Source organism: Mycobacterium sp. M26, assembly GCF_001494595.1.
Lineage (GTDB): Bacteria > Actinomycetota > Actinomycetes > Mycobacteriales > Mycobacteriaceae > Mycobacterium.
This window is the reverse complement of sequence record NZ_LN929908.1, coordinates 3,653,940-3,667,170: the sequence shown is the minus strand read 5'-3', so window position 1 is coordinate 3,667,170 and position 13,231 is coordinate 3,653,940. Positions and strand designations below refer to the sequence as shown.

Sequence of the window (13,231 nt, the reverse complement as noted above, 5' to 3'; positions counted from 1 at the left end):
CGTTCAATGCCGGAGCAGGTGGGCGTCGTCGACGTTGGCGCTTCGTCGGGTTCGGAAGATGGTCATGATGATCGCCAGCCCGACCACCACCTCACAGGCCGCGACCACCATGGTGAAGAAGGCCACCACCTGACCGTCGAGGTGGCCGTGCATCCGCGAGAACGTGACGAACGCCAGGTTGCAGGCGTTCAGCATCAACTCCACGCACATGAACATGATGATGGCGTTGCGCCGCAACAACACTCCGGCCGCGCCGATGCTGAACAGCACCACCGACAGATACAGATAGTTCGCCGGGTTCATTTCTCACCGTTCCCGCCGTCGGGCACCGACACCTTCTGGCGCGCGATGATGGTGGACACCGAGGAGCTCTCATCGGAGCCGTCAGGCAGCCGGGCGAAGGTGTCGACAGCATTGTGCCGGGCGAAGACGCCGGGCGCGGGCAGTGGTGTGGCCCGCTGATTGGTGCGGAACCGTTCGATCACCAACTCACGCTGGGACTTGCGCCGCTCGAAGCGTTCCCGGTGGGCCAGCACCATCGCACCGAGTGCGGCGGTGATCAGCAGGGCGCTGGTCAACTCGAAGGCCCATAGATCGCGGGTGAAGATCAGGGTGGCCAGACCCTCGACATTGCCGCCCGCATTGGCCTGTGCCAGCCCGACGAAACCGGTCGTGGCGACGTTGCCGATACCGGCGATCAGCAGGATGCCGAATCCCAGTCCAGCGACGATGGCTGCAACCCGTTGCCCGCGAAGCGTTTCCACCAGCGACTCCGAGGAGTCCACGCCGATGAGCATCAGCACGAACAGGAAGAGCATCATCACCGCTCCGGTGTAGACCACCACCTGCACCACCCCGAGGAACAGGGCATCCTGGGCCACATAGATCATGGCCAGCGCGATCATCGTCGAGGCCAGGAAGATCGCGGCGTAGACGGCCTTCGGGGCCACGACCACGCCGATCGCGCCGGCAATTGCGATGGCGCCCAGGATCCAGAACGCCACCGCTTCGGCGGTCGAGGTGCGGGTCAGGGTCTCGGCGGCCAGCAGGGTGATCGTCATCGCGTCACCTCCTCCGTGCCGGACCTGATCCCCGAGTCGCTTCGCTCGCCCCCGCAAGCGGGAGGTACCCCCAACCCGCCGGCGACGCGCCCCAGGTAGTAGTCGTCATCGGTGCTGGGTGATCGTCATCGCGTCACCTCCTCCGTGCCGGACCTGATCCCCGAGTCGCTTCGCTCGCCCCCGCAAGCGGGAGGTACCCCCAACCCGCCGGCGACGCGCCCCAGGTAGTAGTCGTCATCGGTGCTGCCGGGCGCCATTGCGTGCGGCGGGGCCTGCATCCCCGGCTGCAGCGGGGCCAGCAGCTTGTCCTTGCCGTAGATCAGATCCCCGCGGTTGTCGTCGGCGAGCTCGTAGATGTTGGTCATGGTCAGCGCCCGGGTGGGGCAGGCCTCGATGCACAGTCCGCAGCCGATGCAACGCAGATAGTTGATCTGATACACCCGCCCGTAGCGCTCACCGGGCGAAAACCGTTCGGCCTCTGTGTTATCCGCACCCTCGACGTAGATCGCGTCAGCCGGGCACGCCCACGCGCACAGCTCGCAGCCGATGCACTTCTCCAGCCCGTCGGGGTAGCGGTTGAGCTGATGACGGCCGTGATAGCGCGGTGCCACCGGCCCCGGCTTCTCCGGATAACCCTCGGTGATCGGCTTCTTGAACATCGATCCCAACGTCACGCCGAAACCCTTGACGGCGTCGATGAACTTAGGCATCTGCTGTCTCCCTCGCTGTCGTCGCGCCGGGCGCCGATTGGCCGGGTAGCGGTGGAATCGGGAATGCGCCGATATCCGCCGGCGATGGCGGCGGGGTGGTGTGCCGCTCGGCGAGCTTGCGGCGCAGCGCATTCACTGCCAGCAGGGCCAGCAGCAGGCCGGCGGCGGCGATCAGGCCGGGGGTGACACCGGTGATGTTGGCCGAGTGCAAGACCGCCACGATCATGATCCAGACCAGGGAGACCGGGATGAGCAGTTTCCAGCCCAGCGCCATGAACTGGTCGTAGCGCATGCGTGGCAGCGTGGCCCGCAGCCACATGAACACGAACAGGAACGTCCACACCTTGGCCACGAACCAGATCAGCGGCCACCACCCCGAGTTGGCGCCCGGGATCAGGCTCAGCGGCCACGGCGCATGCCAGCCGCCCAGGAACAGGGTGGTCGCCAGCGCCGAGACGGTGGTCATGTTGACGTACTCGGCGAGCATGAACATCGCGAACTTCAGTGAGCTGTACTCGGTGTGGAACCCGCCGACCAGTTCACCCTCGGCTTCGGGAAGGTCGAACGGCGCCCGGTTGGTCTCCCCGACCATGGCGGTGACGTACACCGCGAACGAGGGCAGCAGCAGGAACACGTACCACGTCTTCTCCTGGGCGGCAACGATTCCGGAGGTCGACATCGTTCCGGCGTAGACGAACACCGCCGCGAACGACAGTGCCATCGCGATCTCGTAGGACACCACCTGGGCGCTGGAGCGCAGCCCGCCCAGCAGCGGATAGGTCGAGCCCGACGCCCAGCCAGCCAGCACGATCCCGTACACCCCGATGGAGGTGACGGCCAGGATGTAGAGCACCGCGACGGGCAGGTCGGTCAGCTGTAGCGGGGTTTGGTGGCCGAACACCGACACCACCGGGCCCATCGGGATCACGGCGAAGGCGGTGATGGCGGGGATCACCGAAATGATCGGCGCCAGAAGGTAGATGGGCTTGTCCACCCCGGCTGGCGTCAGCCCCTCCTTGAGAGCGAGTTTGATGCCGTCGGCCAGGGACTGCAGCAGCCCGAACGGGCCGACCCGGTTCGGGCCGTAGCGCAACTGCATGCGGCCCAGGATCTTGCGTTCGGCCAGGATCGCCACCAGGACCGTCAGCAACAGGAACACGAAGATCGCCAGCGCCTTGGCCAGGATCAGCCACCACGGATCGTGGCCGAACACCGCCGGGTCGGGATACTTCACTGCGCCTCCCGCTCGATCTGGACCACCGTGCCGGTGGTCACCGCCAGCTGCTCGTGCACCGCGCTTCCCGGTGACCGCAGCGGCAACCACACCACCCCGTCGGGCATCTCGGTGATCGCCAGCGGCAACGTGATCGCGCCGCGCCCGCTGGACACACTGACCAGCTCACCCTCGGTGGCGCCGATACCCGCCGCGGTGGCCGCGGACAACCGCACCACCGGCGGACGTGCCGTCCCCGCCAGGTACGGCTCGCCGTCCTGTAACCGGCCGTCGTCCAACAGCATTCGCCAACCGGCCAGCACCGCCTCGTCGCTGTCGAGCGCGGGTGGCGGGACCGGGGCCACGTCAGGTGCGGCGGGCCGCTCGCCGTCCCAGACGCCGAGTGCGGCCATCTCGGCGCGGGCCTCATCGGCGGTGCGGAAGCCCAGATCGGCACCGACGTCGTCGGCCATGGTCTGCAACACCCGCAGATCGGAGAACGCATTGGATGCCAGTGCTGGCTCGAATGGCCGGCTCCGGCCTTCCCAGTTGGTGAACGATCCGGCCTTCTCGGCGACCGGTGCCACCGGGAACACCACATCGGCCAGGGCGGTGACCGCGGATTCTCGCAATTCCAGGCTCACCACGAAACCGGCCGCCTCGATCGCAGCCAGCGCGGCGTGCGGGTCGGGCAGGTCGGCCGGTTCGACACCGGCGATCAGCAGCGCGTCGAGGTCACCGCCAGCGGCTGCGGACAGGATCGCGGACGTGTCGCGGCCGGTGTCGGCGGCGATCTCGTCGATATGCCAGGCGGCGGCGAGCTGTTCGCGAGCCCCCGCATCGGACACCGGCCGTCCGCCGGGCAGCAGGTTGGGCAGGCAGCCGGCCTCGACCGCACCGCGTTCCCCGGCGCGTCGCGGTACCCAGGCCAGCCGGGCGCCGGTGCGTTCGGCCACCCGCGCGGCCGCCGACAGGGCGCCGGGGCTGGTGGCCAGCCGTTCCCCGATCAGCAGGATCGCTCCGGGCTGGGACAGCAGCGCGGGGTCGAGTCCGTCCAGGGCGTCGGCTTCGGCGCCCGGGGCGGTGGCGATCACAGCGGCGGCGAGCTTGACCGAGCCGCGGGAGGCCAGCGGCGCGACCGCCACGACCTTCAGGCCATGCTTGCGGACCGCTTTGCGCAGTCGCAGGAACACGATCGGCGACTCTTCTTCGGGTTCCAGGCCCGCCAGCACCACCACCGGTGCGGCTTCCAGGTCGGCGTAGCTGATGGCCCGGCGGCCCGCGACGTGGGCGGCGAGGAACTGGGCCTCTTCGTCGGAGTGGGGCCGGCTGCGCATGTCGATATCGTTGGTGCGCAGCACCATTCGGGCGAACTTCGCGTAGGCGTAGGCGTCCTCGGTGGTGGTCCGACCGCCGACCAGGACGCCGGTGCGTCCGGTGGTCAGTCCGGCGACGGCGGTGGCGATGGCCTCCGACCAGGACGCCGGGCGAAGGCTGCCGTCGTCGTCGCGCACCAGGGGAGCGGTGATCCGGTCACCGAGGGTCGGGTAGGTGAAGGCCCAGCGGCCCTTGTCGCAGTTCCATTCCTCGTTGACCTCGGGGTCGTCGCCGGCCAGCCGGCGCAGGACCACACCGCGGCGGTGGTCGGTGCGCTGTGAGCAGCCCGAGGCGCAGTGCTCGCACACACTCGGGCTGGACACCAGGTCGAACGGGCGGGCCCGGAACCGGTAGGCGGTACCGGTCAGGGCGCCGACCGGGCAGATCTGCACGGTGTTGCCGCTGAAGTAGGAGTCGAACGCCTCGCCGGGGGCGATGCCGACCTGCTGCAGGGCCCCGCGTTCGAGCAGCTCGATGAACGGATCCCCGGCGATCTGGTTGGAGAACCGGGTGCACCGTGCGCACAGCACACAGCGTTCCCGGTCCAGCAGCACCTGGCTGGACAGGTTGATCGGCTTAGGGAAGGTGCGCTTGATATCGGTGAAGCGGGTCTCCACCCGGCCGTTGGACATCGCCTGGTTCTGCAGCGGGCATTCCCCGCCCTTGTCGCAGATCGGGCAGTCCAGCGGGTGGTTGATCAGCAGTAGTTCCATCACCCCGTGCTGGGCCTTGTCGGCGGCCGCCGAGGTGAACTGGGTGCGCACCACCATCCCGTCGCTGACGGTGGTGGTGCAGCTCGCCATCGGCTTGCGCTGGCCCTCGACCTCGACCAGGCACTGCCGGCAGGCGCCCACCGGGTCGAGCAGGGGATGGTCGCAGAACCGGGGGATCTGCACACCGAGCAGTTCGGCGGCGCGAATCACCAAGGTGCCCTTGGGGACCGCCACCTCGACGTCGTCAATGACCAGGTTGACCATCTCGACGGGTGGAGTTGCCGGCACCTGGGTTTCCGGGGCCTGTGTCATCGCCGCCTCCCGTCGAGTGTGCGTCCAGGGCGGGAATTCCGCCGATTACGCGCCCTGAGCGCACACTCAACGCTCGCGCGCGTCATGCTCCGACTCCTTCCGGTGCCGACAGCATGGCGGCGTACGGGTCGAACGGGCAGCTGCCCTCCAGGTGCGCCTCGTACTCCTCGCGGAAGTACTTGATCGAGGAGATGATCGGTGAGGCTGCGCCGTCGCCCAACGCGCAGAACGACTTTCCGAAGATGGTGTCGGAGATGTCGAGCAGCTTGTCGATGTCCTCGGTGGTGCCGCGGCCGGTTTCCAGCCGTTCGTAGATCTGGCTCAGCCAGTAGGTGCCTTCCCGGCATGGTGTGCACTTGCCGCACGACTCGTGGGCGTAGAACTGCGTCCAGCGGCGCACCGCGCGCACCACACAGGTGGTCTCGTCGAAGATCTGCAGCGCCTTGGTGCCCAGCATCGACCCGACCGAGGCCATGCCTTCGTAATCCAGTGGTACGTCGAGATGTTCGGCGGTCAGCAGCGGAGTGGACGAGCCGCCGGGGGTCCAGAACTTGAGCTCATGCCCGGCGCGGATACCGCCGGCGTAGTCGAGCAGTTCGCGCAACGTGATCCCCAGTGGGGCTTCGTACTGGCCGGGCCGGGTCACGTGCCCGGACAGCGAATACAGTGTGAAGCCGGGCGATTTCTCGCTTCCCATCGACTTGAACCAGTCCACCCCGTTGTGCAGGATCGGCGGGACGCTGGCGATGGATTCCACGTTGTTGACGACGGTGGGGCTGGCGTACAGACCCGCGACCGCGGGAAACGGCGGGCGCAGCCGGGGCTGACCGCGGCGGCCTTCCAGCGAGTCGAGCAGCGCGGTCTCCTCACCGCAGATGTAGGCCCCGGCACCGGCGTGCACGATCAGATCCAGATCGAAACCCGAGCCCAGGATGTCGGTGCCCAGATAGCCCGCCTGATAGGCCTCGGCCACCGCGCTCTGCAGGCGGCGCAGCACCGGCACCACCTCGCCGCGCACGTAGATGAACGCGTGCCGGGCGCGGATGGCATACGCGGCAATGATCGCACCCTCCACCAGGAAATGCGGTGTGGTGAACATCAGCGGAATGTCTTTACACGTGCCCGGTTCGGACTCGTCGGCGTTGATCACCAGGTACTTGGGTTTGGCGCCGGCGCCGGTGGCGTCCTGGGGGATGAACGACCACTTGGTCCCGGTGGGGAAGCCCGCGCCCCCGCGGCCGCGCAGGCCGGACTCCTTGACCGTCGAGATGACGTCGTCGGGCTTCATTCCCAGCGCGGTGCGCAATGCCTGATAGCCGTCGTGGCGTAGATAGGTGTCCAGCGTCCAGGGCTCGGGCTCGTCCCAGAACCGGCTCAGCACGGGCGTCAGCGTCATTGCACCCCTTCCGCGCGGGCTACCCGGAGGCCGGCGAGTGTCGCATCGCCCGGCAGGCTGGTGTCGGTGACGTCGGGGCCGACGCCGGCCAATGTGCGGGCGGTCTCGCGGAATGGGCACAGGGTGGCGCCGCGGGTGGGAGTCACCGGGGCGCCGTCGCGCAGGGCCTGAACGAGTTCTTTTGCGCTGCTGGGAGTTTGGTTGTCGAAGAACTCCCAGTTGACCATGACTACGGGGGCGTAGTCGCAGGCGGCGTTGCATTCGATATGTTCGAGGGTGATCCGGCCGTCGGTTGTCGTCTGGCCCGGGTGGATCGCCAGCTCGGTTTCCAGGGCCTCCAGGATGGCGTCACCGCCCATGATGGCGCACAGCGTGTTGGTGCACACGCCCACCAGGTAGTCACCGGTCGGGGTGCGCCGGTACATCGAGTAGAACGTGGCCACCGCGGTCACCTCGGCGTCGGTGAGCCCTAACTGCTTGGCGCAGAACGCGATCCCGGCCTTGGTCAGGTAGCCGTCTTCGGACTGCACCAGATGCAGCAGCGGCAGCAGCGCCGAACGCGGCTGCGGATAGCGGCCGATGATGGTGGCCGCATCGGCGGCCAGCCGCGCGGTGACATCAGCCGGGTAGGCGTCCCGGCCGCCGATCGGCGGACCGGATTCCTCGGGCCGCGGACCCAACACGAGATCGACACTCACCTAGCACTCACCTGTCTACGCCTCCCATCACGGGGTCGATCGAGGCCACCGAGGCGATCACGTCGGCGACCATGCCGCCTTCGCACATCGCCGCCACCGCTTGCAGATTCGTGAACGACGGGTCCCGGTAGTGCACCCGGTAGGGCCGGGTTCCGCCGTCGGAGACCATGTGTACCCCGAGCTCGCCGCGCGGGGACTCCACGGCGATGTAGACCTGGCCGGCCGGTACCCGGAATCCTTCGGTGACGAGCTTGAAGTGGTGGATCAGCCCCTCCATCGAGGTGCCCATGATCTTGGCGACGTGCTCAGGGGAGTTGCCCAGACCGTCGGGACCCAGCTTCAGATCCGCCGGCCAGGCCAGCTTCTTGTCGGTGATCATCACCGGTCCCGGCTCGAGCCGTTCCAGGCACTGGCGCACGATCTTCACCGACTCGTACATCTCCTTGACCCGGATCAGATAGCGCCCGTAGCAATCCGCCCCGGTGTCGGTGATGACGTCGAAGTCGTAGGTCTCATACCCGCAATACGGTTGGGACTTGCGCAGATCGTGCGGCAGACCGGTGGAGCGCAGCACCGGCCCGGTGATGCCCAGCGCCATGCAGCCGGTCAGATCCAGATAGCCGATGCCCTGGGTGCGGGCCTTCCAGATGTAGCTCTCGGTGAGCAGCGCACCCAGTTCGTCGAGATGGCCGGGCAGCACAGCCAGCAGTTCACCCAGGCGGGCCTCGGTGTCCTCGGGCAGATCAGCGGCCACCCCGCCGGGCCGGATGTAGGCGTTGTTCATCCGCAGCCCGGTCACGGCTTCGAAGAACGACAGGATCAGGTCGCGGTCGCGGAAGCCGAAGAACATCGGCGACATCGCGCCCAGTTCCATCCCGCCGGTGGCCAGGGCCACCAGGTGGCTGGAGATCCGGTTGAGTTCCATCAACATCACCCGGATCACCGAGGCGCGCTCCGGGATGTCGTCGGTGATCCCCAGAAGACGTTCCACACCAAGGCAATACGCGGTCTCGTTGAAGAACGGCGACAGGTAGTCCATCCGGGTCACGAACGTCACACCCTGGGTCCAGGTGCGGTACTCCAGGTTCTTCTCGATCCCGGTGTGCAGATAGCCGATGCCGCAGCGGGCTTCGGTGACGGTCTCGCCCTCGATCTCCAGGATCAGTCGCAACACCCCGTGCGTCGACGGGTGCTGGGGACCCATGTTGACCACGATCCGCTCGCCGGCCTCGCCTGCGCGGGCGGCGGCCACCAACTCGTCCCAGTCCTGACCACCCAGGACGACCACACCGTCCTCATCGTCGATATGTGTACTCATCAGTGATACGACCTGCGTTCATCCGGAGGGGGAATCTGGGCGCCGTGGTACTCCACCGGAATTCCGCCCAGCGGATAGTCCTTGCGCTGCGGGTGGCCCACCCAGTCGTCGGGCATCTCGATGCGTGTCAGGCCGGGATGGCCGTCGAACACGATCCCGAAGAAGTCGTAGGTTTCGCGCTCGTGCCAGTCGCAGGTCGGGTACACCGAAAACAGCGAGGGGATATGAGGATCGGCGTCCGGACACGCCACCTCCAGATGTACCCGGCGGTTGTGCGTGATCGACACCAGCGGATAGAAGGCGTGCAACTCCCGGCCGGCGTCCTCCGGATAGTGCACACCCGAGACGCCGCAACACAGTTCGAATCGCAGTGCCGCGTCGTCCCGGAGTGCCGCCGCCACCGCAACGAGATGCTCGCGGGCGACGTCGAGCGTCAGCTGCTCGCGGAACACCACGACACGCAGGACGGCGGCGGTGAACGTCTCGGCACCGAGAACCTCGGCCAGCCGGTCGACGACCTCGTCGAAGTACCCGCCGTAGGGCCGGGGTGTGCTGCCCGGCAGGGCGACCTCCCGCACCAGGCGGCCGTAGCCGGAGGTGTCACCGCTGCCGTTGATCCCGAACATGCCCCGGCGCACGCCGATGACGTCTCCAGGTGTCTCCTGGTCGTTCTCGCTCACCGCAGCAGGCCCTTGAGTTCGATGGTCGGCTTGGCCGACAGCGCGGCCTGCTCCGCGGCGGCCACCACCTCCTCGCGGTGCACACCTAACGGCATCTCGGCGATCTTGGCGTGCAACGTCAGGATGGCGTGCAGCAGCATCTCCGGCCGCGGCGGGCAGCCCGGCAGGTAGATGTCCACCGGGACGATGTGATCAACGCCCTGGACCACCGCGTAGTTGTTGAACATGCCGCCACTGGAGGCGCAGACCCCCATGGCCAGCACCCACTTCGGTTCGGCCATCTGGTCGTACACCTGCCGCAGCACCGGCGCCATCTTCTGGCTCACCCGCCCCGCCACGATCATCAGATCCGCCTGCCGCGGGGTGGCCGAGAACCGCTCCATCCCGAACCGGGCGATATCGAAGCGCGGCCCGGCCGTCGCCATCATCTCGATCGCACAGCAGGCCAGGCCGAACGTCGCCGGCCACAACGACCCCTTGCGGACGAACCCGGCCACCTTCTCCACCGTCGACAGCAGGATGCCGCCGGGCAGTTGCTCCTCTAGTCCCATTCCAGCCCGCCCCGCCGCCACACATACCCGTAGGCCACGAACACCGTCGCCATGAAGATCAGCATCTCCACCAGCGCGAAGGTGCCCAACTGGTCGAAGGCCACCGCCCACGGGTAGAGGAAGACGATCTCGATGTCGAAGACGATGAACAACATCGCCGTCAGGTAGTACTTGATGGGGAAGCGCTGGCCGATCGTCTCGCCGGCCACCGGCTCGATACCGCACTCGTAAGCCTCGAGCTTGGCGCGGTTGAACCGCCGCGGACCGATCACCAGGGCGATGACCACAGACACCACCGCGAACCCCGCCGCAATGGCTCCCAGCACCAGGATGGGTGTGTAAAGACTCATACCGCTGTGCCACTCCTCGCTTGGGCTGTCGATGTGAGCTAAGACACAGCGTAGCGATCTTGTGACGTGGGTCTACACGTTTTCGTTAGGATGACTTCAAGAACTGGACGCAGCCCCGCGCGATGTGAGAGGGCAAGGGCGACAGTTAAATTGGCGTTCGGGGCTACTGGACCGGAGCCCGCAGCAGCCCCACAACCGCTTCGCCGAGCCGGATCGGGTCGATCGGGTGCGGCACCGCCGCTTCAGCCCGCGACCAATTGGCCAGCCAGGCGTCATCGGGACGACCGGTCAGCACCAGCACCGGAGGGCAGTGGTCGAGCTCGTCCTTGAGTTGCTTGGCGATGCCCAGCCCGCCGACGGGGGAGGCTTCCCCGTCGAGGATGACGAGGTCGAACCCGCCGCGGTCCATCAGCTGCACAACCATCGGCCCGGTGGCCACATCGGTGTAGGTGAGCTCCGGCAACTCCGGGTGCACCCGCTTGCCCAGCGCCAGGCGCACCTGTTCGCGGGTGCGGGCATTGCTGCTGTACACCAGAATGTGGATGGGCTGTGCGCCGGAGCCAGACACGCCGCCGATGCTACTGCGAAAACCCCTGCCCGGTCTGCGGTTTAGCCGCCGGCTTTGGTGAACACGAGATCGGCCGCCAGCTTGGTGGTGGTCGGCAACATGCCCAGCGGATTGCCGCCGACACCGAAGCTGGTCCGGTCGATGCTGGTCTGCGTACTCACCCGGACCGTGGCCTCGTCGAGGCGTTCAACGGTGGCGGCCAACGGCAGCGGCCGGGTGGTACCGCGCACCGTGATCTCGGCGCGCAGGTCGGCGGTCGTGGCACCCGTCGGCTCGGCGCCGGTGACGACTACGCGCACGGTGGGATGCGCGTCGGCGTCGAAGAAGTCGGCGGCCCGAAGGTGTTCGTCACGTTTGCCGATACCTGTGCGCAGCGACGCCACCCGAGCCTCGACGTACCCGGACACCGCGCCGTTCGCGGCGACGTCACCCTGTCCGCTCACGTCGGTGAATTCGCCCTTCACCGGCACCAGACCCCACAGGGTCTTATTGACGAACCGCAGCGAGGACCGCGCGGGATCCAGCGTCCAGGTGCCCGGAGACTCGGTCACCGATTGCAGGCCGGTCATGTCGCCTCCATGCGAATCATCCCAACAATGGGGCCAGTTCGGCGGGATCGAGGTACTCGTCGATGCGCCGGATCAGGCCGTGCTGGTCCAACTTGACCACGAGACACACCCGCAGCGCCACCTCTGCACCCGCGCCGGTGGTGGCGTGCAGGATGTGCTGCTGGACGAACCCGCCGTCGAACACCTGACGGTCCAGCACCTCGTAGCGGCGTGCCGTGGTGGCGCCGACGAACCACTCGATGACACCGAGTGCGCGGGGCTTGTCACGTTCCCGCCCGCCGCCCTGACGCCACACCAGGACGTCGTCAGCCCACATCGCTGTCAGCGCGGCGATATCGCCCTGTTCGATCGCCGCGAACAACCGGTCGGCGACGTCGAGGATCTGGGTTTCGGTCATGACACTCCTGCTTCGGGCCGGTCATAGCCGGGATGGGCGATGGACAACCGGTGGCGGACGAGTGCCCGCAGGCACGGCACCACCTCGCCGGCGCGTCCGTCGAGGTCACCGGAGCGGATGGCGGCGGCCAGCGCCTCCTCGTCGTCGAAACCGAGTGCGGCCAGCGCTGCCAGGGGTTCACCGGCGGACTCGTCGAGAAGTTCCCGCTCCACGGTGCGCAGCACGTTGGCGGCCACCAGGGCATGGAAATTAACCGAGCCGCTGGTGTTGGCGCGGACGTCGCCTTCGAGGAATTCCGCGACGGCGGCGACGAGTTCGGCGGCGGTGGGCCGCCCGTTGAGCCCGCTCATGACACCCCCTCCAGAAGGTCGAGAACGTCCCATTCCGTTTCGCAGACGCGCCTGCCGATCGCGGCCAGCTCCACCGAGCGGCTTTGTCCGGACAGGTGCCGTTCGGCCTGGAACCGGCAGATCACACCCCAGCGCAGCGTCGCCAGCACCAGCCACCAGCGCAGCGCCGCCCGGTCGACGGTGGCACCGCCGGCCGCTTCGTAGGCGGTGACGAACTCCTCGATGCTGCCCAGGCCCCCGGCGGCCAGGCGTGCCGGGGCGCCGAACCGCCAGGCGCGGATGCAGAACCAGGCCAGGTCCTCGTAGATCTCGCCGATGTGCACCAGCTCCCAGTCCAGTACCGCGGCCAGGGTCGACCCGTCGACGATGAGGTTGCCCATCCGGAAATCGCCGTGCACCAGGACGGCGGGGGAGGGCGCTGGGCGGTTGGCGGCCAGCCAGCGGAACGCCCATTCGAATGTGGCGGTGGTGTCGCCCATCTCGTCGAGCCGCTGGTGCCATTCGCCGAGCTGTTCCTGCTCGGCCAGGCCCGGCGCGTCGGTGCGGGCCCGGTGGATGGCGGCCAGCGCGGACGCGCACTGCTGCAACAGGGCGCGCCGGCCGTCGTCGTCGAGGGTGCGCTGGATCCGTCGCACGATGGTCTCGCCGGCGATCTCGTCACAGATCAGAAACGGATTGCCCAGCGCCGCAGTCGAATCGGAGGCGACGAGCACGTGGGGGACGGGTGCTCCGGTCTCGGCCGCCGCGGTTTGTACGGCGGCTTCCAGTTCCATGCCCGCGTGTACATCATCGGGTGGTCCGGTGCGCAGGATCAGGGCGCGGCGCTGCGATCCGGTCTGCGCGTCGAACGCCCACGTCGTACGGCTGGCTCCGCCGGTGAGCGCCCGCAGGTTGACCACCTCGGTGGCCTCACCCAACTGCGGGCGCAGGACGGCGGCGAGGTCGGCGGCGAGTTGTTCTGCTGTCAC

At 67.8% G+C, this 13,231-nt stretch carries 16 protein-coding genes; all 16 read right to left on the bottom strand.

The genetic code is table 11. The features are described from left to right. Nucleotides 1–3 precede the first annotated feature (3 nt). Nucleotides 4–303, bottom strand: coding sequence for an NADH-quinone oxidoreductase subunit NuoK (gene nuoK / locus BN3385_RS26930; protein ID WP_059021621.1), 300 nt, complete (start codon nucleotides 301–303; stop codon nucleotides 4–6). Then, nucleotides 300–1,061 carry an NADH-quinone oxidoreductase subunit J gene (locus BN3385_RS26925; RefSeq protein WP_059021619.1) on the bottom strand — a complete coding sequence of 254 codons (762 nt, stop codon included), beginning with the start codon at nucleotides 1,059–1,061 and terminating at the stop codon, nucleotides 300–302. The genes nuoK and BN3385_RS26925 overlap by 4 nt, the downstream gene beginning before the upstream one ends. 125 nt (nucleotides 1,062–1,186) lie before the next feature. Continuing rightward, a complete protein-coding gene (gene nuoI / locus BN3385_RS26920; RefSeq protein WP_059021617.1) occupies nucleotides 1,187–1,771 on the bottom strand; it encodes an NADH-quinone oxidoreductase subunit NuoI in 585 nt (194 codons plus the stop codon). Further along, nucleotides 1,764–3,005, bottom strand: a complete 1,242-nt coding sequence (gene nuoH, locus BN3385_RS26915; RefSeq protein WP_059021615.1) for an NADH-quinone oxidoreductase subunit NuoH — start codon at nucleotides 3,003–3,005, stop codon at nucleotides 1,764–1,766. Before nuoH ends, nuoI begins: the two co-directional genes overlap by 8 nt. After that, nucleotides 3,002–5,386 (bottom strand): NADH-quinone oxidoreductase subunit G, encoded by a 2,385-nt coding sequence (locus BN3385_RS26910; RefSeq protein ID WP_059021614.1) that lies wholly within the window; start codon nucleotides 5,384–5,386, stop codon nucleotides 3,002–3,004. Before BN3385_RS26910 ends, nuoH begins: the two co-directional genes overlap by 4 nt. An 82-nt stretch (nucleotides 5,387–5,468) precedes the next feature. Continuing rightward, nucleotides 5,469–6,782 (bottom strand): NADH-quinone oxidoreductase subunit NuoF, encoded by a 1,314-nt coding sequence (nuoF, locus tag BN3385_RS26905; RefSeq protein ID WP_059021612.1) that lies wholly within the window; start codon nucleotides 6,780–6,782, stop codon nucleotides 5,469–5,471. Next, nucleotides 6,779–7,480 (bottom strand): NADH-quinone oxidoreductase subunit NuoE, encoded by a 702-nt coding sequence (gene nuoE / locus BN3385_RS26900; protein WP_059021610.1) that lies wholly within the window; start codon nucleotides 7,478–7,480, stop codon nucleotides 6,779–6,781. The genes nuoF and nuoE overlap by 4 nt, the downstream gene beginning before the upstream one ends. Nucleotides 7,481–7,487: 7 nt before the next feature. After that, entirely contained in the window at nucleotides 7,488–8,798 is a 1,311-nt protein-coding gene (nuoD, locus tag BN3385_RS26895; RefSeq protein WP_059021608.1) for an NADH dehydrogenase (quinone) subunit D, read from the bottom strand. Continuing rightward, a complete protein-coding gene (locus BN3385_RS26890) occupies nucleotides 8,798–9,478 on the bottom strand; it encodes an NADH-quinone oxidoreductase subunit C (protein ID WP_059021605.1) in 681 nt (226 codons plus the stop codon). The genes nuoD and BN3385_RS26890 overlap by 1 nt, the downstream gene beginning before the upstream one ends. Continuing rightward, nucleotides 9,475–10,029 carry a NuoB/complex I 20 kDa subunit family protein gene (locus tag BN3385_RS26885; RefSeq protein ID WP_059021603.1) on the bottom strand — a complete coding sequence of 185 codons (555 nt, stop codon included), beginning with the start codon at nucleotides 10,027–10,029 and terminating at the stop codon, nucleotides 9,475–9,477. Before BN3385_RS26885 ends, BN3385_RS26890 begins: the two co-directional genes overlap by 4 nt. After that, nucleotides 10,020–10,379: an NADH-quinone oxidoreductase subunit A gene (locus BN3385_RS26880; protein ID WP_059021601.1), complete on the bottom strand. Its 360-nt coding sequence runs from the start codon at nucleotides 10,377–10,379 to the stop codon at nucleotides 10,020–10,022. Before BN3385_RS26880 ends, BN3385_RS26885 begins: the two co-directional genes overlap by 10 nt. 163 nt (nucleotides 10,380–10,542) lie before the next feature. Then, complete coding sequence (locus BN3385_RS26875; protein ID WP_059021599.1) at nucleotides 10,543–10,947, bottom strand: Rv3143 family two-component system response regulator; 405 nt, start codon at nucleotides 10,945–10,947, stop codon at nucleotides 10,543–10,545. 41 nt (nucleotides 10,948–10,988) lie between these two features. Then, a complete protein-coding gene (locus tag BN3385_RS26870) occupies nucleotides 10,989–11,516 on the bottom strand; it encodes a YceI family protein (RefSeq protein WP_059021597.1) in 528 nt (175 codons plus the stop codon). Nucleotides 11,517–11,532: 16 nt separating this feature from the next. Beyond that, on the bottom strand, nucleotides 11,533–11,913 hold the full coding sequence (locus tag BN3385_RS26865) for a nuclear transport factor 2 family protein (protein ID WP_059021595.1): 381 nt from the start codon (nucleotides 11,911–11,913) through the stop codon (nucleotides 11,533–11,535). After that, nucleotides 11,910–12,263, bottom strand: a complete 354-nt coding sequence (locus tag BN3385_RS29150) for a DUF6285 domain-containing protein (protein WP_059021593.1) — start codon at nucleotides 12,261–12,263, stop codon at nucleotides 11,910–11,912. Before BN3385_RS29150 ends, BN3385_RS26865 begins: the two co-directional genes overlap by 4 nt. Further along, the gene (locus tag BN3385_RS26855; RefSeq protein WP_059021590.1) at nucleotides 12,260–13,231 is read right to left on the bottom strand and encodes a phosphotransferase family protein; all 972 of its coding nucleotides are present in this window, start codon (nucleotides 13,229–13,231) and stop codon (nucleotides 12,260–12,262) included. Before BN3385_RS26855 ends, BN3385_RS29150 begins: the two co-directional genes overlap by 4 nt.

Excerpts from the sequence above, each read along its gene's own strand:
- BN3385_RS26870 (WP_059021597.1), bottom strand. The coding sequence starts at position 11,516 with ATGACCGGCCTGCAATCGGTGACCGAGTCTCCGGGCACCTGGACGCTG.
- BN3385_RS26925 (WP_059021619.1), bottom strand. The coding sequence starts at position 1,061 with ATGACGATCACCCTGCTGGCCGCCGAGACCCTGACCCGCACCTCGACC.
- BN3385_RS26885 (WP_059021603.1), bottom strand. The coding sequence starts at position 10,029 with ATGGGACTAGAGGAGCAACTGCCCGGCGGCATCCTGCTGTCGACGGTG.
- nuoI (WP_059021617.1), bottom strand. The coding sequence starts at position 1,771 with ATGCCTAAGTTCATCGACGCCGTCAAGGGTTTCGGCGTGACGTTGGGA.
- BN3385_RS26865 (WP_059021595.1), bottom strand. The coding sequence starts at position 11,913 with ATGACCGAAACCCAGATCCTCGACGTCGCCGACCGGTTGTTCGCGGCG.
- BN3385_RS26880 (WP_059021601.1), bottom strand. The coding sequence starts at position 10,379 with ATGAGTCTTTACACACCCATCCTGGTGCTGGGAGCCATTGCGGCGGGG.
- nuoD (WP_059021608.1), bottom strand. The coding sequence starts at position 8,798 with ATGAGTACACATATCGACGATGAGGACGGTGTGGTCGTCCTGGGTGGT.
- BN3385_RS26910 (WP_059021614.1), bottom strand. The coding sequence starts at position 5,386 with ATGACACAGGCCCCGGAAACCCAGGTGCCGGCAACTCCACCCGTCGAG.
- nuoK (WP_059021621.1), bottom strand. The coding sequence starts at position 303 with ATGAACCCGGCGAACTATCTGTATCTGTCGGTGGTGCTGTTCAGCATC.
- BN3385_RS29150 (WP_059021593.1), bottom strand. The coding sequence starts at position 12,263 with ATGAGCGGGCTCAACGGGCGGCCCACCGCCGCCGAACTCGTCGCCGCC.
- nuoF (WP_059021612.1), bottom strand. The coding sequence starts at position 6,782 with ATGACGCTGACGCCCGTGCTGAGCCGGTTCTGGGACGAGCCCGAGCCC.